Annotated in this window: 20 protein-coding genes; 2 read left to right on the top strand and 18 right to left on the bottom strand. The window is 71.5% G+C overall.

Features of this window, described 5'->3' with window-relative positions; genetic code table 11:
* Positions 1 to 171: 171 nt before the first annotated feature.
* The 13 genes from tkt to G545_RS0104565 all read right to left on the bottom strand — a co-directional run bounded on the left by tkt (position 172) and on the right by G545_RS0104565 (position 15,762).
* On the bottom strand, positions 172 to 2,160 hold the full coding sequence (gene tkt / locus G545_RS0104625) for a transketolase (protein WP_027069372.1): 1,989 nt from the start codon (positions 2,158 to 2,160) through the stop codon (positions 172 to 174).
* Positions 2,161 to 2,335: 175 nt separating this feature from the next.
* Positions 2,336 to 3,652, bottom strand: coding sequence for a dicarboxylate/amino acid:cation symporter (locus G545_RS0104620; RefSeq protein ID WP_027069371.1), 1,317 nt, complete (start codon positions 3,650 to 3,652; stop codon positions 2,336 to 2,338).
* A 50-nt stretch (positions 3,653 to 3,702) separates the two neighbouring features.
* Positions 3,703 to 5,397 carry a BatD family protein gene (locus G545_RS0104615; RefSeq protein WP_027069370.1) on the bottom strand — a complete coding sequence of 565 codons (1,695 nt, stop codon included), beginning with the start codon at positions 5,395 to 5,397 and terminating at the stop codon, positions 3,703 to 3,705.
* 3 nt (positions 5,398 to 5,400) lie between these two features.
* The gene (locus G545_RS0104610) at positions 5,401 to 7,140 is read right to left on the bottom strand and encodes a tetratricopeptide repeat protein (protein ID WP_036138412.1); all 1,740 of its coding nucleotides are present in this window, start codon (positions 7,138 to 7,140) and stop codon (positions 5,401 to 5,403) included.
* Positions 7,137 to 8,171, bottom strand: coding sequence for a vWA domain-containing protein (locus G545_RS0104605; RefSeq protein ID WP_027069368.1), 1,035 nt, complete (start codon positions 8,169 to 8,171; stop codon positions 7,137 to 7,139). The genes G545_RS0104610 and G545_RS0104605 overlap by 4 nt, the downstream gene beginning before the upstream one ends.
* On the bottom strand, positions 8,171 to 8,644 hold the full coding sequence (locus tag G545_RS0104600) for a DUF4381 family protein (RefSeq protein WP_027069367.1): 474 nt from the start codon (positions 8,642 to 8,644) through the stop codon (positions 8,171 to 8,173). The genes G545_RS0104605 and G545_RS0104600 overlap by 1 nt, the downstream gene beginning before the upstream one ends.
* A complete protein-coding gene (locus tag G545_RS0104595; protein ID WP_244874613.1) occupies positions 8,644 to 9,540 on the bottom strand; it encodes a DUF58 domain-containing protein in 897 nt (298 codons plus the stop codon). Before G545_RS0104595 ends, G545_RS0104600 begins: the two co-directional genes overlap by 1 nt.
* Positions 9,541 to 9,554: 14 nt before the next feature.
* The gene (locus G545_RS0104590; protein ID WP_081677728.1) at positions 9,555 to 10,595 is read right to left on the bottom strand and encodes an AAA family ATPase; all 1,041 of its coding nucleotides are present in this window, start codon (positions 10,593 to 10,595) and stop codon (positions 9,555 to 9,557) included.
* A gap of 139 nt (positions 10,596 to 10,734) precedes the next feature.
* On the bottom strand, positions 10,735 to 12,720 hold the full coding sequence (locus G545_RS13535; RefSeq protein WP_052106588.1) for a type IV pilus secretin PilQ: 1,986 nt from the start codon (positions 12,718 to 12,720) through the stop codon (positions 10,735 to 10,737).
* Positions 12,721 to 12,739: 19 nt separating this feature from the next.
* Positions 12,740 to 13,288 (bottom strand): pilus assembly protein PilP, encoded by a 549-nt coding sequence (locus G545_RS0104580; RefSeq protein WP_052106589.1) that lies wholly within the window; start codon positions 13,286 to 13,288, stop codon positions 12,740 to 12,742.
* A gap of 1 nt (position 13,289) precedes the next feature.
* A complete protein-coding gene (locus tag G545_RS0104575; RefSeq protein WP_027069364.1) occupies positions 13,290 to 13,937 on the bottom strand; it encodes a type IV pilus inner membrane component PilO in 648 nt (215 codons plus the stop codon).
* Positions 13,934 to 14,704 carry a PilN domain-containing protein gene (locus tag G545_RS0104570; protein ID WP_027069363.1) on the bottom strand — a complete coding sequence of 257 codons (771 nt, stop codon included), beginning with the start codon at positions 14,702 to 14,704 and terminating at the stop codon, positions 13,934 to 13,936. The genes G545_RS0104575 and G545_RS0104570 overlap by 4 nt, the downstream gene beginning before the upstream one ends.
* Positions 14,704 to 15,762, bottom strand: coding sequence for a pilus assembly protein PilM (locus G545_RS0104565; RefSeq protein WP_027069362.1), 1,059 nt, complete (start codon positions 15,760 to 15,762; stop codon positions 14,704 to 14,706). The genes G545_RS0104570 and G545_RS0104565 overlap by 1 nt, the downstream gene beginning before the upstream one ends.
* A 216-nt stretch (positions 15,763 to 15,978) precedes the next feature.
* Between G545_RS0104565 and G545_RS0104560 the strand changes: the two genes are divergently transcribed.
* The gene (locus G545_RS0104560) at positions 15,979 to 18,483 is read left to right on the top strand and encodes a penicillin-binding protein 1A (RefSeq protein ID WP_036136366.1); all 2,505 of its coding nucleotides are present in this window, start codon (positions 15,979 to 15,981) and stop codon (positions 18,481 to 18,483) included.
* A 52-nt stretch (positions 18,484 to 18,535) separates the two neighbouring features.
* Complete coding sequence (locus G545_RS0104555) at positions 18,536 to 19,216, top strand: hypothetical protein (protein WP_231553170.1); 681 nt, start codon at positions 18,536 to 18,538, stop codon at positions 19,214 to 19,216.
* Between the two features lie 180 nt (positions 19,217 to 19,396).
* Here G545_RS0104555 and G545_RS0104550 read toward each other — a convergent pair whose 3' ends face one another.
* The 5 genes from G545_RS0104550 to G545_RS0104530 form a co-directional block, all read right to left on the bottom strand.
* The gene (locus G545_RS0104550) at positions 19,397 to 20,686 is read right to left on the bottom strand and encodes a citrate synthase (RefSeq protein WP_027069359.1); all 1,290 of its coding nucleotides are present in this window, start codon (positions 20,684 to 20,686) and stop codon (positions 19,397 to 19,399) included.
* Between the two features lie 254 nt (positions 20,687 to 20,940).
* Positions 20,941 to 21,192: a type B 50S ribosomal protein L31 gene (locus tag G545_RS0104545; protein WP_027069358.1), complete on the bottom strand. Its 252-nt coding sequence runs from the start codon at positions 21,190 to 21,192 to the stop codon at positions 20,941 to 20,943.
* Between the two features lie 84 nt (positions 21,193 to 21,276).
* Positions 21,277 to 22,209 carry a nucleoside hydrolase gene (locus tag G545_RS0104540; protein WP_027069357.1) on the bottom strand — a complete coding sequence of 311 codons (933 nt, stop codon included), beginning with the start codon at positions 22,207 to 22,209 and terminating at the stop codon, positions 21,277 to 21,279.
* A 65-nt stretch (positions 22,210 to 22,274) separates the two neighbouring features.
* Complete coding sequence (gene recG, locus G545_RS0104535; RefSeq protein WP_027069356.1) at positions 22,275 to 24,374, bottom strand: ATP-dependent DNA helicase RecG; 2,100 nt, start codon at positions 24,372 to 24,374, stop codon at positions 22,275 to 22,277.
* A gap of 25 nt (positions 24,375 to 24,399) precedes the next feature.
* Positions 24,400 to 24,783 (bottom strand): RidA family protein, encoded by a 384-nt coding sequence (locus G545_RS0104530; protein WP_027069355.1) that lies wholly within the window; start codon positions 24,781 to 24,783, stop codon positions 24,400 to 24,402.
* Positions 24,784 to 24,807: the final 24 nt, after the last annotated feature.

Here is a 24,807-nt window from a genome sequence, read left to right as displayed (position 1 = left end):
CGGTCGTTGCATGCAGATTACGCTTGTAAACCTTGGTGTCAAGGCCCTCACCCCGGCCCCGCTCCGCGCCCCGGCCTGCGCCAGCGGCGCAGGCGCTCGACGACGCGCGCGCCAGTGGCGCGCAAGCAGCGCCGTCTCGCCCCGCGAGCGGGAGAGGGGGAAGAGCGGGCGTCAGAGGGAGCGGGCGGCCTCGACGACGTTGTCGACGGTGAAGCCGAAGTGCTTGAACAGGTCGCCCGCCGGGGCGCTGGCGCCAAAGCGGTCGATGCCGATCACCGCGCCATCGAGCCCGACGTACTTGCGCCAGAAGTCGGAAACGCCGGCCTCGATGGCCACGCGCTTGCGGCAGGCCCTCGGCAGCACCGATTCGCGGTAGGCCTGGTCCTGACGGTCGAACACGTCGGTGGACGGCATGGACACCACGCGCACCGAATCGCCCAGCTCCTGCGCCGCCTGCATCGCCAGCCCGACCTCGGAGCCGGTCGCGATCAGGATGAGCTCCGGCTCGCCCGCCGAGTCCTTCAGCACGTAGCCGCCGCGGGCGATGTCGGCCACCTGCCCCGGTTCGCGCTGCTGCGGGTCCAGGTTCTGGCGCGAGAACACCAGGCAGCTCGGGCCGTCCGCGCGCTCGACCGCGGCCTTCCAGGCGACAGCGGATTCGACCGCATCGCACGGGCGCCACACGTCGTTGTGGGGGATGTAGCGCAGGCTGGCCAGGTGCTCGATGGGCTGGTGGGTGGGGCCGTCCTCGCCCAGGCCGATCGAATCGTGGGTATAGACGTGCACCGCGCGCGCCCCCATCAGCGCGCTCATGCGCACCGCGTTGCGGGCGTAGTCGGAGAACACCAGGAACGTCGCGTCGTACGGGATGAAGCCGCCATGCAGGGCCAGGCCGTTGCTGATGGCGCTCATGGCGAACTCGCGCACGCCGAAGTAGATGTAGTTGGCGTCCGGGTCGGTGCTGGCGACGGTCTTGCTGCCGCTCCACAGGGTCAGGTTCGAGCCGGCCAGGTCGGCCGAGCCGCCGACCAGCTCGGGCAGGCGCGGCGCGTAGGCTTCGATCGCCATCTGCGAGGCCTTGCGCGAAGCGACCTTCGGGCCCTCGGCCTGGAGCTTGGCGATGTACTCGTCGGCGTGGGTTGCGAAGTCCGCCGGCAGCTCGCCGCGCATGCGGCGCTCGAACTCGGCGGCCTGCTCCGGGAAGGCTTCGCGGTAGGCGGCCATTGCCTGGTTCCAGGCCTCCTCGCGCTCACGCCCGGCGCCGGTCGCGTTCCAGGCGTCGTAGATGTCCTGCGGAACGTGGAAGGGCTCGTGCTCCCAGCACAGCCCGGTGCGGCAGGCGGCGATGTCCTCCAGGCCCAGCGGCGCGCCGTGGCTGGATTCCTTGCCCGCGTGCTTGGGCGAGCCGTAGCCGATGGTGGTGCGGCAGCAGATCAGGGTCGGCCTGTCGCTGCAGGCGAGCGCCTGCTCGATGCCGGCCTTGATCGACTCCGGGTCGTGGCCGTCGATGCCGCGCACCACGTTCCAGCCGTAGGCCTCGAAGCGCGCCGGGGTGTCGTCGGTGAACCAGCCGGCTACGTCGCCGTCGATGCTGATGCTGTTGTCGTCCCAGAACGCCACCAGCTTGTTCAGCCCCCAGGTGCCGGCCAGCGACGCCGCCTCGTGGCTGATGCCTTCCATCAGGCAGCCGTCGCCCATGAACACCCAGGTGCGGTGGTCGACGATTTCGTGGCCATCGCGGTTGAAGCGCTGGGCCAGCAGCTTCTCGGCGAGCGCGAAACCCACCGCGTTGGCGAAGCCCTGCCCCAGCGGCCCGGTGGTGGTTTCCACGCCGGTGGTGACGAAGTTCTCCGGGTGCCCCGGGGTCTTGCTGCCGAGCTGGCGGAAGTTCTTCAGCTCCTCGATTGGCAGGTCGTAGCCGGCAAGGTGCAGCAGCGCGTACTGCAGCATCGAGCCGTGGCCGTTCGACAGCACGAAGCGGTCGCGGTTGAGCCAGCCCGGATTGGCGGGGTTGTGGCTCAGGTAGTCGTTCCACAGCACCTCGGCGATGTCCGCCATGCCCATCGGCATGCCGGGGTGGCCGGAGTTGGCCGCCTGCACGGCGTCGATGGCGAGGAAACGGATGGCGTTGGCGAGGTCGCGGCGGGTCGGCGTCGGCATGGCGGGCTCTGGAAGTGGGCGGCGCGCGCGGCCTGTCGGCCACGCGGGCCGGCCATTGTCCCACCCCCGGGCGGGCGTGTCAGGCGACCGGGCCGGGATCCGACGATCGCGGCCGCGGCCGCGGTTCAGCCGCCCGGCAAGTCACCCCCCCCAGCGGCCTGCCCAGCAGCCCGGCCTAGTCGCCGGGCGGAAGCGGCGCAGGGGCGGCCACCTCGTGGCGGCCGATGACCACCGAACCGACCAGGTCGCCGCATACGTTCACGACGGTGCGGCACATGTCCAGGAACCGGTCCACGCCGAGGATCAGGCCGATGCCCTCCGGCGGGATGCCGAACATCACCAGGATCATCGCAATCACCGGCAGCGACCCGCCCGGCACCCCCGCCGCGCCGATGCCGCCCAGCACGCACATCAGCAGCACCAGGACCTGCTGGGCCAGGCTGAGTTCGACGCCGAAGAACTGCGCCAGGAACAGGACGGTGATGCCTTCGAACAGCGCCGTGCCGTTCATGTTGGCGGTGGACCCCACCGTGCACACGAAGCGCGCAACCGGCCGCGGCACCCGCAGGTTCTCCTCGGCGACCATCAGCGAGGTCGGCAGGGTCGCCGACGAGGACGAGGTCGAGAACGCGGTCAGCAGTGCCGGCTGGGCACCGCGGAAGAACACCAGCGGGCTCATCCGGCCGAACAGCAGCAGCAGGATCGGGAGCACCACGAACATGTGCAGGCCCAGCGCCGCGAGCACCGTGCCGACGAACTGCGCCAGCTGGACCAGCACGTCGAGCCCGAGGCGGGCGGTGATCGAGAACAGCAGCGCAGCGACGGCGTACGGCGCCAGCTGGATGACCCAGTCGATCAGCTTCAGGCAGATCTCGTACAGCCCCTCCACGGCGCCGACGAAGGTCTTCGTGGCAGGCGTACGCAGGATGGTCGCCGCGATGCCGAGCATCATCGCGAAGAAGATGACCGCGATCAGGTCGCCGTCCGCGGCGGCCTGCACCGGGTTGCGGGGAATGATGTTGAGCAGGATATCGATCCCCGACACGCCCTCGCGCTGGGTCGCGATCTGCCCGGCGCGCTCCGAGCCGCTGGCCAGCAGGGTCGCGGCCACGTCCTCCGGGATCCCGGCGCCAGGCTGGAACAGGTTCACGATGACCATCCCGATGGTCACCGCCGCGGTGGTGACCACCAGGATCCAGATCAGCGTGCGCCCGCCGATGCGGCCGAGTGATTGGGGGTCGCCCAGTTCCACCACGCCCAGCACCAGGGCGGAGAACACCAGCGGAATCACCAGCATGAACAGCAGGCGCAGGAAGACCTGGCCGATCGGATCGGCGACATAGCGGATCACCGCGTCCAGCCAGGCGGCCTCGCCCACCAGGAGGTTGGCGGCGATGCCCGCGCCCAGGCCGACGATGAAGCCGATCAGCATCCTGGTGTGCAGGGGCATACGCGGCTTGCCCGCCGGCGCGGTCTCGGGTGCCTGGTTCATTCGCGGTGTCTCCTCCCCGGGGCCGGCGAGCTTAGCAAAGCCGCGCGCCGCTACCTTGTGCCGTTGGTGTCCCCCCGCCGTGGGTACAGCGGAGCCAGCAATGGCGGCGATTCGACTGGCGCGGGATGCCAGCGCGCGCCGCCGGCGAAGGCCTCGCGCAACTGCCGCCGGGCCGCCGGCCCATCACCGCCAGCCCAGCGCGCGCGCTCGAGCGCCTCCACCGCCGCGACCTGCGCCGGGTCGGCAAGCCTGGCGCGCACGCCGTCCATGTCCCGCACCCCCGGCCCGGCCAGGGCGCACAGCGCATCGGCCACGTCGCCGAGGTCACCCGTGTCCAGGGCCTGCTTGAGCAGCGAGGGGTCCGCGGCCGGCTGCGCACGTCCTATCGGAGCGTCGCCGGGCTGGGCGCCCGCGGGGGCGCGGCGCTGCAGGGCCCAGACCAGCGTCAGCAACCACAGCGCGGCAAAGGTCGCGGCGGCGAGGATCCATCCGCGGTTGGAGGGCGGCGCCGGGACATCGCCAGCCAGCCCTGCGCCGGCGTCCGCGCCCGGATCGCCCATCGTGGGATCGGTTGCACCTGCGGGAGCCGGCCGGGTGGGCACGCCCGCACCTGGCAGGACGGTCAGGGTCACCGGCTCCAGGCGCGCGGTCCTCGCGCGATCGGCCCCCACGTCCCACCACTGCAGTTCCAAGGCTGGGAGCGTGACCTCGCCCGCCGCCGAGGGCACCAGCGCGAACTGTCGCCGCACGGTGACCCGCGGCCGGCCGTCCACGAACCGCTGCTCGACCTGGGCAGGCTCCGGGAACACGCGCAGGCCGGGCACGGCGGGCAAGCGCAGCTCCGGTGCCTGGCCCTCGCCCGCGCCGTCGGCGACCATCTCAATGGTCACGGTCGCCGCCGCGCCGGCGTGCAGCTCCCGGGGCAAGGCGCGGTAACCCAGCGCAAGCGAGTGCAGGGGCAGCCAGGGCTGGGGAGCGCCGTCCGGCACTGGTTGCACCTGCAGGCGCTGTGGTCGGGCGGTGGCGGTGAGGCTGCCGCCCCGGCCCAGCACGTCGTCGAAAAAGCCGCGGGCACCGCGCCCCTCGAACCGGGCACCCGGCACTTCCAGCGGGCCGCTGCGTTCGGGGATCAGCAGGTAACGCCGCTCGATGACGTTGTAGTGCCGGCCGGCGACGCTGCGGGTGTACTGGGCGTCCTCGCCGACCTGGCGCAGGGTGGCCCCGGCCGGCGCCGGCTGGTCGAGCTGCCCCGACACCAACGGGACCGCGGAGTACAGCCGCACCACCCAGCCGACTGCCTGCTGGGCATAGGGTTCGGGATCGTCGGGCACGCTCTCCAGGAACACGTCGGCGCCCGCGCCGGCGGGCTCCTGCGCCGATTCCGGCGCCACGACCAGGGTCACCGGGTTACTGCGTTCGCCCCCCACTACCAACGGCGGGATCAGGATCGTGCCCGCGCGCAGCGGGCGCAGCGCGGCGGCGAACAGGGTGCGCGTCCGCGACTCGCCGTCGACCGCCACCAGCTGGCTGCGGCTGGTGAGTCCGCTGATCTCGAAGTCGGCACGCAGGGGCTCGTAGTCGGGCGGGGTCGAGCCATCGGCCTGGATGTTCAGGGTGACGGTCTCGCCCAGGACAACCTCGTCCCGGTCCAGCCAGGCACGCGGCTCCTCCGCGTGGACGGGCCCGGCGAAGGCGAGCGGCAACAGCAGCGCCATCCAGGCGAGGATCCGCAGGGCGGCTTGCATCGGTCAGTCCTCCCGTCCGCCGTGCAGGCGGCGCCGTTCGTGTTCGATCCGGAACTTCTCGCGCAGCAGGCCACCCGGATCATCCGGGACCCGGCGCAGCCACGCCTCGTTGGCGATGCGGCGTTCGCGCTCCTGCGGGGTCTCGGGGGCGTGCTCCGCCACCGCGGTCTCGGGCTCCCCTGCGTCCTGCCGGTCCTCCAGGGCCTGCTCCATCCGGTCGCGCTGCGCCTGGTCGGCGGCATCCTGCCCGGATTCCCCGCCGGGCGGAGGGGTGCCTGTATCGCCGGGATCGGGACTGTCGGCATCGCCCTCCGATCCTGGCTCCGGCTGGCCTTCGGACTCCCCCGGGTCTCCCGTGGGCTCGCCCTCGCCCGGCCGCCCCGACTGCCCCGCGGACGACGGATTGCCCGGCTGCTGGCCCGGATCCTGCGGGGCACCCCCGCCGTCCGGCTGGCGGTCCATTGCCGCTTGCACCACCTCGCGGTTGGCCAACGCGTCCTCCATCCCCGGCTGCAGTTCCAGTGCGCGGTCGTAGGCCGTGATCGCCTCGGCGAAGCGGCCCTGGCGCGCCAGGGCGTTGCCCCGGTTGTAGTGGGCGTCGGCGGTATCCAGCCCCTCCCACGCCTGGGCCGCGGCCGCGTACTCGCCATCGCGGTAGGCGTCCACGCCCTGTTGCATCTGCTCGTGCCGCGCCTGGTCCGCCCGCTGCCACCAGTCGATGGCCTGCGCGGGCGGCGGTGCGAGCACCATGCCAAGCCCTGCCCCGAGTACCAGCACCCGCATGCCGGTGCCCCTGCGAAAGCCGGCGAGCACCAGCAACATCAGCACCGGAAGCAGCCAGTAACCTTCATCGACCCAGGTCGACGCCTCGCCGCCGGCGGACTGCCCGGTGCCGCCACCAGGGTCCAGCACCCCCAGTGCCTCCAGGTCCGAGCCGTCGTCGCTCATCGTGCGGTAGCGGCCACCGCCGGCCTGTGCCACCGACTCCAGCCCCGCCACGTCCAGCCGCGAGGTATGCAGCTGGCCGTCGCCGGCGCGGTAGGGCGCGCCTTCCTGCGTGCCGATGCCGAGCACCGATACCTCGTGTCCCGCGGCGCGAGCGGCGGCGGCGGCGGAGGCCGCCCGCGCGTCGGCCTCGCTGGCCAGCAGCAGCACCTGCCCACGATCGAACCCCGCCTGCTCCAGTAGCCGCACAGCGTGCTCCAGGCCGCGGCTCGCCGCCTGCCCCGGCACCGGGACCACATCCGGATGCAGGCTGTCGAGGAACACCGCGACGTTGGCCGGGTCGTCGGTGAGCGGCGCCACCGTGAACGCATCGTCGCCGTACACCACCAGTCCGACCTGCCCGCCTTCGCGGCCGGCGAGCAGGCTGGAGAGCTTGTCCCGCGCGCGGGCAAGGCGGCTGGGCGGCAGGTCGGCGGCGAGCATTGCCGGCGACAGCTCCATCGCCACCACCAGCGGCATCCCGCCCTGCCACAGCGGCTGCGCCACCTGCCGCCACGAAGGCCCGGCCAGTGCCACCACGGCCACCAGGAAGGCCAGCAACGCGGCGACCGCGGACGCCCGGCCACGCCGGCCTTCCCCCCGCTCGAGCAGGTGGGCCAGCAGGTGAGGGTCGACGGCATCCTCCCAGGCCCGCGCCCGGCGCCGGCGGCGCCACCACGCGAACGCGAGCACCGGCAGCAAGGCCAGGAGCCAGAGCCATTCCGGCCGGAACAGGTGCACGCCGCTCATGCCGCTCATGCCCGCCTCCACAGGCCAAGCCCAAGGGACAGCAGCCCCAGCCCAAAGGCCAGCGCCAGCGGCCAGTGGTAGCGCTCCAGACGCGGTCGCACCGCGACTCCCGGGAGCTCGACCGGCTCGAGGCGATCGATTTCGGCATAGATGCCGGCGAGCTCGGCGGTGTCGCGGGCGCGGAAGAACATCCCGCCGGTTTCCGCGGCAATCGCCTGTAGCGTTTCCTCGTCGATCTGCTCGCCGCCACGAGGGATCTGGAAGCCAAAGATCGACAACGTCCCGTCGCCGCCGAACGCGATGGTGTGTACCCGCACCCCGGCGTCCGCGGCCAGCCCGGCCGCCTTGAGCGGGTCCAGCAGGCCGGCGGTGTTCACCCCGTCGGTCAGCAAGACCAGGACCCGGTCGCGGGTGGACGAATCGTCGCGCCCGCCATCGGCGCTCCCGGGGCGGAGGCGCTTGACCGCCAAGCCGATGGCATCGCCGATCGCGGTCTCCTGCCCGGCCAGGCCGACCACGCTGTCGGCGAGCTGCTGGCGCACCGTGGCGTGGTCGCGGGTGAGCGGAGCCAGCACGTAGGCGCGGCGCCCGAACACCAGCAAGCCGACGTGGTCCCCGCGCCTGCGGTCGAGGAAGTCGGCCAGCACCGCCTTGGCGGCGGTGAGCCGGTCGACCGGCCGGCCGCCGAGCACCATGTCCGGCTCCTGCATGCTCCCCGACAGGTCCAGCGCCAGCATCAGCTCTCGTCCCTCGAGGGGCGGCTGCACCGGCTCGCCCAGCTGCTGCGGGCGCGCCGCGGCCAGGCACAGCGCAATCCAGGCCAGTGCAAGCAGCCACGGGAAGCGGCGCCCCGGGGCCGCACCGCCGCCCGCGGCCACCCGCGCCAGCCGATCGCCGAGCGGTACCCGCAGGCTCGCGCCGGCGCGCCGGCGCAGCGGCGGCAGCCACCACGCCAGCAGGGGCAGCGGGAGCGCGAGCAGCATCCACGGCCATGCGAGCACCAAGGAGCCGAGCGCTGCCGGGGCGGAGGGCAGCTCCATCAGCCGCCCATCCACGCCAGGAACCGCGCCCGCGCCAGCGGCCGCAGGCGCGCGACCTCGGCCGCGGGCACCTCGCTGCGCCACGGCCCTTCGAGCAGCAATCGGCCCGGCCCGCGGGTGAAGTCAGTGCCGATGGCGTCCTTCTTTCGTGCCGGGCCGTGGCGGTCGAGGAACTCCAGCCAGGCCTCGCCGTCGAGGCGGTCCGCGGCCGGGTAGATGCGGCGTGCGGCACGCCGGAGCAGTTCCGAGATCGCCGCGAGCTCGGCGGCCGGGGTCGGGGCGGCGTCGACTGCGGAGTCGAACAGCCGGGCGATCGCCGCACGCCGTCGCGCCTCCCGGCGCCGCCACCACCAGAACGCGGCCAGCAGCGCGAGGACTGCCAGCGCCAACAGCCACCACCCCGGTGCCGGCGGCCAGAACGGCGGCGCCGGCGGCTGGTGGATGTCGCGCAGCGGGAGCGAGGCCGGATCCATCAGGCCACCCGCGATTGTGGCCGGTCCAGCACGGGAAGCCAGGCGTCACTCGGCGCGTCGGTTGCCAGCAGCTCCACGCGGACGCCACGCCCCGGCAGGCGTTGCAGCGCGTCCTGCACCGGTTGACGGAACGCCTGCGCCCAGCGCTCGCGCACCGCGGCGCTGGACAGGTCGAGCTGGTAACGCTCGCCGCCGTCGCGGAAGCCGAGCAGCCCGGCCGGCGGTTCCATCTCCAGCGGATCAACCAGCAGCAGCACCAGCACTTCCGCGCGGCGGGCCAACGCCGCCCACTGGGTGGCCGGCACGGCGGGAAGGGAGCCCGGCTCGGCCAGGACCAGCAGGCGCGCGCCCGGCCGCAGCAGCCGGCGGGCGTGGTCGAGCGCCACCGGCAGCCCGGCGTCGTCGTCGGGCGGGGCCGCGTACCAGCGCACCAGGGCGTCCAGCACCCTCAGCACGCCACGCTGGCCACCGGCCGGCGGCACCGGGGGCTCGCGCAGGCTCGCGCGCAGCGCCGCCACGCGGTCGCCTTCCCGCGCGGCAAGCCAGGCCGCCACCGCGCCGGCGCGGGCGGCCTGCACCGACTTGAAGCGCACGCGGGTCCCGTAATACAGCGCGGGCGCCGTGTCGGCCACGACCAGGCTCAGGCGCTCGCGCTCGGCCTGGTAGACCTTGGTGTGGGCGCGGCCGCTGCGGGCCGTCACCCGCCAGTCGATGTGCCGCGCGTCGTCGCCCGCGGTGTACTCGCGCGACTCGGCGTATTCCATGCCGCGCCCACGCAGCGGCGAGGGCGCGGGTCCGTGCCCGAGGCGGCCGCGCCGCGGCACCCGCCGGCCGGTCGCCGCGGCACGCAGCTCGATCAGCTCGGCCAGGGTCGGGCGGATGCCCTGCTCGCTCACGCGCCTGTCTCCCGTCAGGGCAGCGGGACCTGCGCCAGCAGGTCCTCGACCAGGCGCTCGCCGTCCCAGCCTTCCGCCGTGGCCTCGTAGCTGGGCAGCACGCGGTGGCGCAGCACGTCCGGCGCCATCGCCCGCACGTCGTCGGGGGTGACGAAGTCGCGGCCGGACAGCCAGGCATGGGCCCGGGCACAGCGCTCCAGCGCGATCGATCCGCGCGGGCTGGCGCCCCAGGCGATCCGCCGCGCCAGGGCCTCGTCGTAGCGTTCCGGCGTGCGCGAGGCCAGCACCAGCTCGACCAGGTAGCGCTCCACAGCCGGCGCCATGTGCAGGGCCAGCACCTCGGCGCGCGCGGCGAACACGTCGTCCTGGGACACCTTCCGCAGCGCCGGCGGCGCGGCGGCGCGTTCGCGCCGGGCCCGCTCCCGCGCCAGCTGCAGGATCGCCGCCTCGGCATCGGCCTCCGGGTATCCGATGCGCACATGCATCAGGAACCGGTCGAGCTGGGCCTCCGGCAGCGGGAAGGTGCCCTCCTGCTCGATCGGGTTCTGGGTCGCCATCACCAGGAACAGCTCCGGCAGCCGGTACGTGGTCCGGCCAACGGTGACCTGCCGCTCGCCCATCGCCTCCAGCAGCGCCGACTGGACCTTCGCGGGGGCGCGGTTGATCTCGTCTGCCAGCAGCAGCGAGTGGAACACTGGCCCGGCCTGGAACTCGAAGCGGCCCTCCTGCGGGCGCCACACCTCGGTTCCGGTCAGGTCGGCCGGCAGCAGGTCGGGGGTGAACTGCAGGCGGGCGAAGTCGGCCTCCAGCCGCTCCGCCAACGCACGGATCGCGCTGGTCTTGGCCAGCCCCGGCGCGCCCTCCACCAGCAGGTGACCGTCCGCCAACAGGGCGATCAGCAGCCGGTCAACCAGGACCTGCTGGCCGATGATCTCCCTTGCAAGCGCCTGGCGCAGCTCGAGGAACATCCGGTGCACGGCGGAGGTGCCTCCTTCCTGGGCCGCGGCGGCGGACGGCGACGGCTCGGCGGATGCGATGGGATCGTCCTGGTGCATTGCAGACTCATGGATATGCCTGCGCCCGAGTGTGAACCATCGGCGGTGCAGGCGTTAAGCGGCGCCGCCGTCGGATTCAGCGGCGGTCATAACGCAGACGGGGCCCGAAGGCCCCGTCGTGGTTGCTGCGTGCGGGCGGTCAGCCGCGGTGGTTGCGCTGCGCGACCTCGAGCACCCGCGGGGTGACGAAGATCAGCAGCTCGGCCTTCTCGTTGCTGCGGCTCTTGTTCTTGAACAGGTTGCCGAGGAACGGGATGTCGCCCAGGAACGGCACCTTGGTGACGTCGTCGCGGTCGCGGAACTCGTACACGCCGCCGATCACCACGGTCTGGCCGTCCTCGATCAGCACCGCGGTGTTGACCTCGCGGGTCGCGATGCGCGGCACGTCGCCGATGGAGGTGTCGACCCAGCCCTCGACCTCGTCCTTCTTGACGTTGAGGTTGAGGAACACGCGCCCGTCGTTGGTGATGGTCGGGGTGACGATCATCTCCAGCAACACGTCCTTGAACTGGACGCTCGGGGTGGCCACGCCACCGGCGGTGGCAGGCTGGATGGTCACGTAGCCGACCTCCTCACCTTGGCGGATTACCGCCTCGCGCTGGTTGCTGGTAACCACGCGCGGGTTGGAGATGACCTCGCCACGGCCCTGCTGCTGCATGGCCGACAGCTCGATGTCGAGTAGGTAGCCGGCGTTGAGGATCGACAGTGCCAGCGCGCCAGCCGGGTTGGTGACGGCCAGGTCGCTCATCAGGCCGCGGGTGATGGTCGGCCCCGCGGGGATGTCGCCTTCCGCACCATTCCGGATCCAGTTCTCATACGCGCGATCCGCGTTGACACGGGAATTCCAGTTCTCGGTGTTCCGGTCCAGGCTGCCACTGAAGGCAGCGTTGTCCTTGACACCGCTGACGCCGAAACGGGCACCCAGCTCACGCGCCACCGACTCGGTCGCGATGACCACGCGCGCCTCGATCACCACCTGGTCGACCGGACGGTCGATCACGCGGATCAGCTCCTTCATCTCGGCGACCTTCTTGGGCGTGTCGCTGATCATGAGGGTGTTGGTACGCGCATCCGCGACCAGCCGGCCGCGCTGCGACATGAAGCCGGTGTCGGTGGCGCCACCGGCGCCCTGGCCGCCCTGGCCGCCGCCCATGCCGCGCGCCTCGGTCAGCGCCGTGTAGATCTGCTCGGCGTTGTGGTAGTTGATCTGGATGTACTCGGTGACCAGCTCGACGCTGTTCTCCAGATCCATGCGGGCCTTCTCGATCGCCTGCTCGTAGTTGGCGATCTCCTGCTGCGGCGCAACCCAGATGACGTTGCCGCTGCGGCGCTTGTCCAGGCCCTTGGCGCGCAGGATCAGGTCCAGCGCCTGGTCCCACGGCACGTTGACCAGGCGCAGGGTCAGGTTGCCCTGCACGTTGTCGGCGGCGACCACGTTGAGCCCGGCCATTTCGGCGATCAGCTGCAGCGCGGTGCGGACCGGCACGTCCTGGAAGTTGAAGGTGACCGGCATGCCCGAGTAGGCACGCTCGCTTTCAACGGTGTCGACCGAGCTGGTCTGGCCCATCGCGCGGGGGCTGCCGCCGGCCACGTCCGCGACGTCCGCGCGCGGCACGACCTCGACGATGTACTCGTTGCCGGTCTGGTAGGCCAGCGACTCGAAGGCACCGTCGGTATGGAGAACCAGCATGGAACCGCTACCGCTGCCCCGCGCCTCCACCGAGTCCACCGGGGTGGCGAAGTCGGACACATCAAGCGGTCGCTGCAGGTGCGTGGGCAGCTGCGCATTGGGCACCTTGACCACGACGCGCGAACCCTCGTTGCGCAGGTCCGGCGTGGCGCCGTCGCCACTGAAGCGCAGGGTCAGCCGCCCCGCGCCGCCCTCACCGCGCTTGAAGTCGATGTCCGACACCGAGATCGCACCCGGCAGCTGCTTGGCTGGATCCGGGTTGTTGAGCGGTGCCGGCTGAACCGGCGTGGTGGCGTCCTGCCCCAGCGGCGCGGCATGCACCGCGGTGAACGCGGCCAGGGCGCCGGCCAGCAGGCCGATGCCAATGCCCCGGCCGAATCGCCACTGCAGGGAATGCTGCGCACGCTGCGAGCGGTTGCGGTTGAAAACGGTCATCGTGCTATTCCCCCGGTCCTCAATTGTCTTCCAGCGCGATCGAAGCAGGGCGCTCGAGCCAGCCGCCTGCCCCGTCGGGCACCAGTTCCACCAGTTCCACGCGGTCCTCGAACACGCCGGTCACCCGGCCGTCGCTCTGGCCCATGTAATCGCCGGGACGGACCCGGTACGTCACCTTGTCGGGCGCCAACACCAGGGCCGCCAGCGAACCGCCGGTGCCCAGGGTCCCGACCATGTCCAGGCTATCGAGCGGGAACTGCTCGAGCGTCTGCTTGCGCCGGTCCGAATCAGGCCGCGGACCATTGGAGTCGTCGCGGTCGGTGAAGGCGTTCGAGAACGGGTCGCGCAGGTCCTGTGCGGCGTACTCGAAGGTCTCGAACTGCTGCATCACCGGGAGCGGGTCCAGCGGCGGCGCGGGCTTGGCGCGCACTTCGGCCACCCAGTTCTCGAGGTTGGGGGCATCGCCCGGGGTGCTGGTGACGCCGCGTGCGCAGCCGGCCACGGCCAGGGCCACCAGGGCCACCGTGATCAGCCGCGGACGGGCGCGGTCGTGGATCTGCACGGCCATGTCAGCCCTCCTCCCCTTCCTGCATCGCCGCCACTTCGTCCTCGTCGAGGTAGCGGTAGGTCTTCACCGTGCCGGCCAGCTCGAGCGGCGAGTTCTCGCGGATGCCGGCATCGCTGTTGCCTCGTGGCTTCAGCGAGATGTCGTGCATGGTCATGATGACCACGCGCGGCAGCGAGGCCACGCCGCTGACGAAGCCGCCGAACTGGTGGTAGCTGCCGACCATGCGCAGGGCGATGGGCTTCTCGGCATAGAACTCCAACGGCACTTCCGGGCCGGGCTGGAACAGCTCGTTGCTGATGCCGGTGGCGATCGCGGTCTGCGAGATGTCGGTGATCAGGTCCGGCATCTCGGTGCGGCTTGGCAACTGGCGCAGCATCTGCTGCAGCTGCTGTTCCATCTGTGCCAGCTGCTGCTTGAGGGGCTCCAGGTTGGACGCGCGGCCCTGCTTGGTCTCGAACTCGGCGCGCAGCTCGGCCTCGGTGCGTTCCAGTCCGGCCAGCGTCTCGCGCTGGTCGCGCACGAACACCCACCAGCACAGGCCGACGATCAGCAGCGCGACCAGGACGTAGAGCCCGATCTTCGCCTCATGCGGCCAGCCGCCGATGTTGTTGAAATCGAGTTCGCGGATGTTGATCTTCTTCTTGCTCACGACTCGGCTCCTTCGGCAGCGTCGGCGCCGGCGTCAGCGGGCGCATCGGTCTGCGCGCCGTCGGCTGCGGGAACCGCGCCTTCCGCGGCCTCCCCTGCGGGTTCCCCGTCGGCGGTGCCTGCTTCCGCATCCACCGGCATGGGCTCGGCGCCATCCAGGCCGATCGCCTCCGACACCGGCGGCACCGGATCCGGAATCCCGTCGCCGTCCTCGTCGACCGGCGCGGTGGGGTTGGCCAGCCGCACGGTCAGGGTGAACTGGTACGGCAGCCCCTGCTCGAAGCCCTTGGCCTCGATGATCGACAGCTCCGGGCGGGTCATCCAGCCCGACCCTTCCAGGTTGCGCATGTAGGTGCTGACCCGGGTGTTGGACTGTGCGCGGCCGTTGAGGGTCAGGATCTCGCTGTCCTGCTTGAGCGAGGTCAGCACGACGCCGTCGGGAATGGTGCGCACCAGCGAGTCGAACAGGTGCACCATCTGCGAGCGGTTGGCCTGCAGCTTCTCGATCACTTCCTTGCGGGCCAGCAGGCGGGACTTCTGCTCGTCGAGCTGGTCGATCTCCTTGATCTGCTCGTCGACCTCGGCGATGCGCGCCTGCAGGAACTCGTTGCGGTCCCGCTGCCCGTCGATCTGGCGGTTGTGCCAGGTGATGATCAGCAACGAGAGCAGCACGGCACCGGCGACGCTGAGCCCGAGCCAGGCCATTGCTTCCTTCTGGCGCTGGCGCCGCCGCTCGGCGCGCCAGGGCAACAGGTTGATCCGCGCCATCAGTCGAAACTCCTCAGGGCCAGGCCGCAGGCGATCATCAGCGCCGGGGCATCCTGCGCCAGCGCGCGTGCGTTCACGCCCTGGCGCAGGGTCATGTGGGCCAGCGGGTTGGCGGTCAGCGTCGGCACGCCCAGCTGCTCCTCGGCCATCGCCGCGATGCCCGGGATCGCGGCGTTGCCGCCGGCGAGGACGATCTGGTCGACCCGGTTGTGCTCGCTGCCGGCATAGAAGAACTGCAGCAGTCGGCTGACCTGCTGGACCATTGCTTCCTTGAAGGGATCCAGCACCTCGGATTCGTAGGTGTCGGGCAACCCGCCCTGGCGCTTGGCCAAGCCGGCCTCCTCGTAGCTGAGGCCGTAGCGGCGCATGACCTCGTCGGTCAGCTGCTTGCCGCCGAAGACCTGCTCGCGCGTGTAGATGCTGCGGCCGCCGCGCAGGACGTTGAGCGTGGTCATCGTGGCGCCCGAGTCGATCAGCGCGACCAGGCCGCCCGGCGGCACGGTGAGCTGGTCGGCGATGAGGCCGAAGGCGTTCTCGATCGCGAACGCCTCCACGTCCATGACCTTGGGAGTGAGGCCACCGGCTTGCAGTACCGAGGCGCGGATCTCCACGTTCTCGGCGCGCGAGGCGGCCAGCAGCACCTCGACGGACTCGGTGCTCCCGGGCACCGGGCCGAGGACCTCGAAGTCGAGGTTCACTTCCTCGATCGGGTACGGGATGTAGTTGACCGCCTCGAGCTCGACCTGGGCTTCCAGGTCGTCCTCTTCCAGCTCGGCCGACATCGGGATCACCTTGGTGATCACCGACGAACCGGCGACCGCGGCCGCCGCATGGCGCGCGCGCGTCCCGGAGCGGTTCACCGCGCGCCGGATCGCGTCGCCGACCGCGTCGGCCTCGACGATGTTCTTCTCCACCACCGCGTTGGGCGGGAGGGGTTCGACCGCGTAGTGCTCCACGCGGTAACGGCTACCGCTGCGTGACAGCTGCAACAGCTTCACGGCAGTAGAGCTGATATCCACGCCGACGAGCGCCGGCTGGCTCTTCCTGATCACACCCAAGGTATTCCCCCATTGCCACTCGTGCGCTTGCGCACCTGTTGTGGCCGGCGTCCTAGATAACGGACTTTTTACGCCCCCGCAACCCTTTCGCCCACTAACTGCCCACCAGCGCACCTTTCTGCCGCGATGCGTCTAACAGGCCCCGCAACGGTCGGCAGGCGTTGCCCCTCCCTACTCTATACTGCCCGGCCGCCAACCGCCTGCCGGATGCGCTCGATGTCGCCCCGACTCCGCCGAATCCTCCGCTGGACCCTGCTGACCTTCGCCGTGCTGGCGGTGGCGGGCGCCGTCGTCGCCGGCGTGCTGTACGCCCGCATCTCCTCCGGCCTGCCCGACGTGGAAACGCTGCGCGAGGTCGAGCTGCAGGAGCCGATGTACGTCCATGCCTCGGACGGTTCGCTGATCGCGGTGTTCGGCGAGATGCGCCGGTACCCGGTCGGCATCGACGAGGTGCCCGAGCGCTTCAAGCAGGCCTTCATCGCGATCGAGGACTCCAGCTTCTACGAGCACCACGGCGTGGACTTCAAGGGCGTGGCGCGGGCGGTGTGGCTGCTGCTGACCACCGACGACGAGCGCGTGCCCGGCGGTTCGACCATCACCCAGCAGGTCGCCCGCCAGTTCTTCCTCAGCACCGAGTACAGCTACACCCGCAAGGCGGCCGAGATGCTGCTGGCGTTCCGCATGGAGCGCGAGCTGAGCAAGGACGAGATCTTCGAGCTCTACCTCAACAACAGCTTCTTCGGGAACCGCGCCTACGGCGTGGCCGCGGCGGCCGAGTTCTACTACGGCAAGAAGCTCGACGAGCTGGACCTGGACGAGATGGCCGCGCTGGCGGGCACGCCGAAGTTCCCGTCCAGCGCCAACCCGCTCAGCAACCCGGCCCGTTCCAAGGTGCGCCGCGACTACATCCTTGAGCGCATGGAGATGCTCGGCTTCATCAGCCCCGCCGAGCGCGCCACCGCCCAGGCGACCGCGATGCATGCCAGCCCGCACGAGCCGCCGATCCAGCTCTACGCGCCCTACATCGCCGAGATGGTCCGGCAGGAGATGGTGGAGCGCTACGGTGCCGAGGCGCTCACGCGCGGCTACCGCGTCACCACCACCATCGACGCCGACATGCAGCGCGCCGCCAACACCGCCGTGCGCAACGGACTGGTGACCTACGACCGCCGCCACGGCTGGCGCGGCGCCGAGCAGCAGTTCGAGCTGGGCGAGGACGAGGGCGCCGAGGAGGCCAGTGCCCGGCTGCGCGGCATTCCCACCCAGGTCGACATGGTCCCGGCCATCGTGCTGGAAACCCGGGACGGCGCTGCCACGGTGGTGCTGCCCAGCGGCCGCGAGGTGGATCTGGGCAGCGAGGACGGCTGGGGCAACCGCAGCCCGGGGTCGCTGCTCGAGCGCGGCGACATGGTCCGCGTGTACCGCGACACCGAAGAAGAAGGCGAAGCCGGTGAGGGCGAGGCGGACGCCACCCCGCGGTACCGGCTGACCCAGATCCCGGCCGCGCAGACCGCGCTGGTCACCATGGAGGCCCGCACCGGTGCGCTGCGCGCCCTCAACGGAGGCTTCAGCTTCGCCGGCAGCAAGTTCAACCGTGCCACCCAGGCCAAGCGCCAGCCGGGCTCCAGCTACAAGCCGTTCCTGTATGCCGCGGCGCTTGAGAAGGGCTACCACCCGGCGTCGGTGGTCATGGACGCGCCCGTGGTGTTCCAGGATCGCGCCGGCAACATCTGGCGCCCGCAGAACGACGACGGCAAGTTCATCGGCCCGATGCGCCTGCGCGAGGCGCTGGTGCGCTCGCGCAACCTGGTCTCGGTGCGCATGCTGGACACCATCGGCGTCGAGTACGCGCGCAACTACATCAGCCACTTCGGTTTCGAGAAGGACAGCATCCCGCCGAACCTCTCGATGTCGCTGGGTACCGCGTCGCTGACGCCGCTGTCGATCGCGCGCGGCTATGCCGCCTTCGCCAACGGCGGCTTCCGGGTGGAGCCGTGGCTGATCGACGAGGTGCGCGACCGCGACGGCGTGGTGATCTTCAAGGAAGAGCCGGTGGTCGCCTGCCGGGAGTGCTCCGGCCAGGCCGGCTCCCCGGTCGCCGCGCAGCCGGACAACACCGTCGGGGGCTTCAACTTCGGCCCGACCACGCCGCCGCCCGCGCCGGAGGCGGCTGACGCCGACGCCGACGCCGAGGCTCCCCGGCAGGTCCAGACCCTGCCCGCCGATGCGGAGCTCGCGCCGCGGGCGATCGACCCGCGCGTGGCCTGGCAGATCCACTCCATCCTCAAGGACGTGGTCAAGCGCGGTACCGGCCGCCAGGCGCTGTCGCTGGAGCGCGAGGACGTGGGTGGCAAGACCGGTTCCACCAACGAGCACCGCGATGCCTGGTTCTCCGGCTTTGGTGGCGGGCTGGTCACGACGGTCTGGGTCGGCCGCGACGACTTCACCTCCCTGGGCCGCGGCGAGTACGGCGGCCGCGCGGCACTACCGGTCTGGATCGAGCTCATGGAGGCGGCGCTGGAAGGGCGTCCGCTGACCGACGACACCCCGCCGGACGGCATGGTGCGCGTGTCCGTGGCCGCCAACGGCAGCCTGCTGCCGGAAGGCAGCGGCGGGATCCAGGAGTGGGTCAAGGTCGAGGACCTGGAACGGATGCAGGGCTGGTCGGACTGGGGCCCGGATGAATCCGTCCCGACCGAAGAGGTCTTCGACATTTTCTGAGCGTGATAGCGTGGCCTGGTGCACCCCTTCCGGCGGTGCAATGGAGGTCGCCATGGCACGCAACACGGCCCGCGGATCCCGGCCGCCGTCTTCCCGGCAACGCCCTGCCCGCCGCCGCGGCGGAGCCGGGCAGGCGGCCCTGGACCAGCGGCGCCAGCAGGTCGCCCAGGACGCCGCCAGGCTGCTCGCCGAGGGTGGCGGCGCCGACTACACCCGGGCCAAGCTGAAGGCGGCGCAGCGGCTCGGCTACCGGGACGAGGCGTCGCTGCCACACAACACCGACGTCGAACGGGCGCTGCTGGACTACCGGCGCCTGTTCCAGCCCGACGCGGGCGACGTCCTGCACCAGGCGCGCGAGGCCGCGCTGGAGGCGATGGAATTCCTCGCCCCGTTCCAGCCGAGGCTTGCCGGGCCGGTGATGGATGGCACGGCCGACGCCAGCACGCCGGTCACCCTGCACCTGCACAGCGAGGACCCGGACGCGGTGCCGCGCTTTCTGGCCCAGCACGCGATCCCGGCCGAGCCGGGCGAGCGCACGGTTCGCCTGGACCGCGCGCGCCGGGGCCGGTTCCCGGCCTGGCACCTGGAAGCGGGGGGCGTAGGGTTCGACCTGGTGGTGCTGCCGCTCGCCGTGCTGAGGCAGGCGCCGCTGTCACCGGTGGACGAGCGGCCGATGCAGCGGGCGTCGGCGGCGCAGCTGCGCCGGACCCTGGAAGGCCCCGCCGGCGACTGATCGCAAACCGGCCGGCTTGCCTGCTGCGGCACCGGAGCCCCAGCGGCGGCACCGCGGAGCCTGCCGCGGAGCCGAAGAAACGGCTGCCCACAAGCGAACGCCCCGCAAGAGCGGGGCGTCGTGCAAACCACCGGATGGCCGGGTGGGCCAGGGAGGCCGCACCCGGATCCACGCCCGGCCTCAGCGCTGGTCCATCCCCACGTAGTCGCGGGCCGCCGCACCGGTGTAGACCTGCCGCGGACGGCCGATCTTGTTCTCCGGGTCCTCCTGCTGCTCCAGCCAGTGGCTGACCCAGCCCGCGGTACGCGCCAGGGCGAACATCACGGTGAACATCTCGACCGGGATGCCCAGCGCCTTGTAGATGATGCCGGAGTAGAAGTCGACGTTCGGGTACAGCTTGCGCTGCACGAAGTAGTCGTCCTTCAGCGCCGCTTCCTCGAGCTTCATCGCGACCTCGAGCAGCGGATCGGACACGCCCAGCTGGCCCAGCACCTCGTGGGTCATCTTGCGCACCAGCGCCGCGCGCGGGTCGTAGTTCTTGTAGACGCGGTGGCCGAAGCCCATCAGGCGGAAGCCGGAGTCGCGGTCCTTGGCCTTGTCGATCGCCGAGGAGACGTTCTCCGGGCGGCCGATCTCGTTGAGCATCTTCAGCACCGCCTCGTTGGCGCCGCCGTGCGCCGGCCCCCACAGCGCGGCGACGCCGGAGGCGACGCACACGTACGGGTTGGCGCCGGTCGAACCGACCAGGCGTACGGTCGAGGTCGAGGCGTTCTGCTCGTGGTCGGCGTGCAGGATGAACAGCAGGTCCATCGCCTTGGCCGCGACCGGGTTGAGCTCCAGCGGCTCGGTCGGCACCTCGTACAGCATGTGCAGGAAGCGCGTGGTGTAGTCGAGGTTATTGCGCGGGTAGCGCAGCGGCCAGCCGATCGAGTGGCGGTAGCACGCGGCCGCTATGGTCGGCACCTTGGCGATCAGGCGGATGGCCGCCAGGCGGCGCTGCTCCGGATCGGCCAGGTCGAGGTCGTTGTGGTAGAAGCTCGACATCGAGCCGAGCATGCCGACCAGCATCGCCATAGGATGCGCGTCGTGGCGGAAGCCCCCGAGGAAGCTCTTGTACGCCTCGTGCAGCATCGTGTGGTGGGTCACCTCGTGCTCGAAGGTGGCGAACTGGTCCTTGTTGGGCAGCTCGCCGTTCATCAGCAGGTAGGCGACCTCGAGGAAGCTGGACTTCTCGGCCAGCTGCTCGATCGGGTAGCCGCGGTACAGCAGCACGCCTTCCTCACCATCGATGTAGGTGATGGAGGACTTGCAACTGGCGGTGGCGGTGAAGCCCGGGTCGTAGGTGAAGTGGCCGGTGGCCTTGGGCAGCTTGCCGATCTCGATGCACGGCGCGCCCACGGTGGGGGTGGCAATGCCGAGGTCGACGCTGGAGCCGCCAACGGAAACGTTGGCCTGGTTGGTGTCGGACACGAAGTCGCTCCTCATGTCTGGTGGCCCGGCGGCAACCGCCTGCAGGGCCCGGGGGGATGGGTTCGCGCGACCCCCGGATCGGGAACGACACCAGGGAACGCGACCCCGCGATTATCGCACATGCCCCGGCGCATGGTCGGTGAGGCACGTGCGCAGACAGAGTGTTCCGTGCAGGCCGCGGAGGCCGGAAACGACAACGGCCGCCCAGTGGGCGGCCGTCGCTGCAGCACCCGGGACGCGGCCCGGGACGCGGATTACTTCGCGTAGCGCTTGCGGAACCGGTCGACGCGGCCGCCGGTGTCCATGATCTTGTGCTTGCCGGTGTAGAACGGGTGCGAGGCCGACGAAATGTCGATCTTCACCAGTGGGTATTCGTTGCCGTCCTCCCACTTGATGGTCTCGTTCTTCCTGCCGCTGGCAAGGGTCGAACGGGTGAGGAACTGAAAGTCGGTGGTCACGTCCTGGAACACGACTTCGCGGTATTCGGGATGGATGCCGGCTTTCATGGCAACTCACGCTGGGAATCTGGAAGGAAGCTGCGCAGTATGGCGCAGGACGGGGCCCCGCGCAAGGCGCGGGCCCGGCGGGTTTCAGGTGGCGGCCAGCGCCGCCTGGACCAGCGCCTCGAACTGCGCCTGGTCGTAGCGCAGCATGATGTCCACGCCCTCGCCCGGCGGGCCGCGCCAGTCCACCACGGTGCTGCCGCGGGCATGCCGGCCCTCGGTCTCGACCTGCAACGGGCGCCGCACCGACTCGACCACACCGTCGGGCCGCAGCGCCAGCGCCATGGCGAGCGCATCGGCCGAGTGCCAGTACTCGCCGCGGCGGTCGGCCGACCACTCGCGGGTACGGCGGGAGATGTCGCGGTAGAAGCGCGCGCGCGGGCTGTCGGCGTCCAGCCACTCCAGCACCCGGTCATGGTGCAGGCCGTGGGCAAGCGTGGCCTCCCAGTCGGCCAGGTCGATGCGATCGAACGCGTCGAACACCACCTTCGCCGCCTCCGGGTCGTAGCCGACGTTGAACTCGGCGGCCGCGGTCAGGTTGCCGTGCCCGGTCACCGCGCCCCCCATCACCACCAGCCGGGCGACACGCTGCGGCAGGGTCGGGTCCAGCCGCAGCGCGAGCGCGAGGTTGGTCAGCGGCCCCAGGGCGACCAGCAACAGCCGGCCGGCGTGCTCGTGCGAAAGCCGCAGGATCGCCAGCGCGGCGTGCTCCGTGCTGGCCTTGCGCTCGCTGGGGACGTATCCGGTGTCGCCGAATCCATCGGCACCATGCACGTCGGCGGCATCCTCGCAGGGGTGCACCAGCGGACCCTCGCAGCCGGGGAACACCGGGACCGCTTCCTGGCCGGCGACGTCGCACAGCTTCAGCGCGTTGCCTACGGTGTGCGACAGCCCGACGTTGCCGGCCACGATGGACAGGCCGACCACCCGGTGGGCCGTGTCGTTGAACGCCATCAGCAAGGCCAGGGCGTCGTCCACGCCGGGGTCGGTGTCGATAAGCAGCGGAATCGGGTCGGGCATGTCACCAGCGTCCTGCACGGGGGCCGGGCAGTCTGTCACCGCCGGGGCGCGAGGCCAAGCCGCCCTCAGGCGGCGGCGAAGCGGGTCGCGCCGCCGACCCAGCGCGCGACCAGCCGGTCGGCGGTCTCCGGGGCCCGCTCCAGCAACTCGTCGGCCAGTGCCTGCACGCGCGGCAGCAGGTCGGCGTCGCGTGCGAGGTCGGCCAGGCGGAACTCGGCCAGTCCGGTCTGGCGGATACCCAGTACCTCGCCGGGGCCACGCAGCTCCAGGTCGCGCTCGGCGATCAGGAACCCGTCGTTGGTCTCGCGCATGGTTTCCAGGCGAAGGCGTGCGGTCTGCGACAGCGGGGGCTGGTACAGCAGCACGCAGGAGGACTCCGCGCTGCCGCGCCCCACCCGCCCCCGCAGCTGGTGCAACTGGGCCAGGCCCAGGCGCTCGGCGTTCTCGATGATCATCAGCGAGGCGTTGGGCACGTCCACCCCCACCTCGATCACGGTGGTGGCGACCAGCAGGTCGATCCCGCCGGCCTTGAACTCCGCCATGACGGCCTGCTTCTCCGCCGCCTTCATCCGCCCGTGTACCAGGCCGATCCGCAGTTCCGCCAGCTGCTCCGACAGGCGCTCGAAGGTGGTCTGCGCGGCCTCGGCCTCGATGCGCATGGCGGCACCCGCGCCGGCGCCCTCCTCCGGCTCGTCGATCAGCGTGCAGACCCAGTAGGCCTGGCGGCCCTCGGCGCACGCGGCGCGGATGCGCTCGACCAGCTGCGGGCGGCGCGAGGCGGCCAGTGCCACGGTGCGGACGGGGGTACGCCCCGGCGGCAGTTCGTCGATCACCGACACGTCCAGGTCGGCGTAGGCCGACATCGCCAGGGTGCGCGGGATGGGCGTGGCGGTCATCACCAGCTGGTGCGCGACCGCGCCACCGGCGACACCCTTGTCGCGCAGCGCCAGGCGCTGGTGCACGCCGAAGCGGTGCTGCTCGTCGACGATCGCCAACGCCAGGCTGGCGAACTCCACGCCCTCCTGCATCAGCGCGTGGGTGCCTACGACCACCTGCGCCTGGCCCGACGCGATCTGTTCCAGCACGGCGGCGCGGGCCCTGCCGGTGACCTTGCCGGCCAGCCAGGCCACCCGGACGCCCAGTGGCTCGAGCCACCCGGCCAGGTTGGCCATGTGCTGCTCGGCCAGCAGCTCCGTCGGCGCCATCAGGGCGGCCTGCCGGCCCGCGGCCACGGCAAGCAGCGCCGCCATTGCCGCCACCACGGTCTTGCCGGAGCCCACGTCGCCCTGCACCAGCCGCAGCATCGGCACCGGGCAGGCCAGGTCCGCACGCAACTCGTCGAACACCCGCGCCTGCGCACCGGTCAGCGGAAAGGGAAGCGATTCGCGCAGCGCCAGCGCCAACGAGGGGTCGGCCAGCGCAGGGGCCGCATGGGCGCGCCGGGCTATGCGCTGGCGCCGCAGGCTGAGGTTGTGCGCGAGCAGTTCCTCCAGCGCCAGCCGCCGCTGCGCCGGGTGGGTGCCGGCCAGCAGCGCGGCCAGGTCGGCATCGCGCGGGGGGCGATGGACGGTCAGCAGCGCCTCGCGCAGGGACGGCAGCCCCTCGCGCATGGTGGCGGGCAGGAGCTCGAGTTCGTCGTCGCCCGGGATCCGGTCCAGTGCCTCGGCGATGAACCGCCGCAGCGACACCGGGCCGATGCCCTCGACCGCCGGGTACACCGGGTCCAGGCTCTCGCCCAGCCCCTCCTCTTCGTCCTCCCCGAGCACCCGGTAGCTCGGGTGCACGATCTCAAGTCCGTTTTGCCCGGGACGGGCGGTGCCGTAGGCACGCACCCGCGTCCCGACCCGGAACTGGTTCACCTGGGCGGAGCGGAAGTGGAAGAAGCGCAGCACCAGGGTGCCGTGCGAGTCGTCGGCGATCGCGACCTTCAGCACCGGGCGGTAGCGGAAGCCACGCTGGACCGCCTGCACCCTGCCCTCCACCTGGGTGGTGTCGCCGGGGCGCAGCAGGCCGATCGGGGTGATCCGGGTGCGGTCCTCGTACTGGCGCGGCAGCTGCAGCCACAGGTCCTGCAGCGTCAGCAACCCGCGCGCGGCGAGCTTCTCCGCCAGCTTCGGCCCGCAACCCGGCAGGCTGGTCAGCGGCGTGTCGCCCACCGCTGCCAGCGCCGGTGCCGGCCGGGGGTTGCGTCTAGCCAAGGACCAGGATGGCGTCGACCTCGAACGCGGCGCCCTTGGGCAGGCCGGACACCTCGATGGTGGAGCGCGCCGGGTACGGAGCCTGGAAGTACTCGGCCATGACCTCGTTGACCTTGGCGAACTCGCGCAGGTCGGTCAGGTACAGGCCCAGCCGGGCCACCTGGTCGAGGGAGCCGCCGGCGGCCTCGCAGACGGCCTTGAGGTTGTCGAACGAACGCCGCGCCTGCACCGCCACGTCGCCCTCGACGATCTCGCCGGTGGCGGGATCGAGCGGGATCTGGCCGGACAGATACACGGTCTGGCCCATGCGGACCGCCTGCGAGTACGGGCCGATGGCGGCGGGGGCCTGGTCGGTGTGGATCGGGGTACGGGTCATGCGCGCTCCAGTGGGTGGGGACGC

The organism is Lysobacter defluvii IMMIB APB-9 = DSM 18482, assembly GCF_000423325.1.
Classification (GTDB): Bacteria; Pseudomonadota; Gammaproteobacteria; order Xanthomonadales; family Xanthomonadaceae; genus Novilysobacter; species Novilysobacter defluvii.
The sequence above is the reverse complement of the archived record's forward strand: the minus strand, read 5'-3'. Positions and strand labels throughout refer to the sequence as shown.

Coding starts and splice junctions, on each gene's coding strand:
- tkt (WP_027069372.1), bottom strand. CDS start 2,160: ATGCCGACGCCGACCCGCCGCGACCTCGCCAACGCCATCCGTTTCCTC.
- G545_RS0104620 (WP_027069371.1), bottom strand. CDS start 3,652: ATGAACCAGGCACCCGAGACCGCGCCGGCGGGCAAGCCGCGTATGCCC.
- G545_RS0104615 (WP_027069370.1), bottom strand. CDS start 5,397: ATGCAAGCCGCCCTGCGGATCCTCGCCTGGATGGCGCTGCTGTTGCCG.
- G545_RS0104610 (WP_036138412.1), bottom strand. CDS start 7,140: ATGAGCGGCATGAGCGGCGTGCACCTGTTCCGGCCGGAATGGCTCTGG.
- G545_RS0104605 (WP_027069368.1), bottom strand. CDS start 8,171: ATGGAGCTGCCCTCCGCCCCGGCAGCGCTCGGCTCCTTGGTGCTCGCA.
- G545_RS0104600 (WP_027069367.1), bottom strand. CDS start 8,644: ATGGATCCGGCCTCGCTCCCGCTGCGCGACATCCACCAGCCGCCGGCG.
- G545_RS0104590 (WP_081677728.1), bottom strand. CDS start 10,595: ATGCACCAGGACGATCCCATCGCATCCGCCGAGCCGTCGCCGTCCGCC.
- G545_RS13535 (WP_052106588.1), bottom strand. CDS start 12,720: ATGACCGTTTTCAACCGCAACCGCTCGCAGCGTGCGCAGCATTCCCTG.
- G545_RS0104580 (WP_052106589.1), bottom strand. CDS start 13,288: ATGGCCGTGCAGATCCACGACCGCGCCCGTCCGCGGCTGATCACGGTG.
- G545_RS0104570 (WP_027069363.1), bottom strand. CDS start 14,704: ATGGCGCGGATCAACCTGTTGCCCTGGCGCGCCGAGCGGCGGCGCCAG.
- G545_RS0104560 (WP_036136366.1), top strand. CDS start 15,979: ATGTCGCCCCGACTCCGCCGAATCCTCCGCTGGACCCTGCTGACCTTC.
- G545_RS0104555 (WP_231553170.1), top strand. CDS start 18,536: ATGGCACGCAACACGGCCCGCGGATCCCGGCCGCCGTCTTCCCGGCAA.
- G545_RS0104545 (WP_027069358.1), bottom strand. CDS start 21,192: ATGAAAGCCGGCATCCATCCCGAATACCGCGAAGTCGTGTTCCAGGAC.
- G545_RS0104540 (WP_027069357.1), bottom strand. CDS start 22,209: ATGCCCGACCCGATTCCGCTGCTTATCGACACCGACCCCGGCGTGGAC.
- G545_RS0104530 (WP_027069355.1), bottom strand. CDS start 24,783: ATGACCCGTACCCCGATCCACACCGACCAGGCCCCCGCCGCCATCGGC.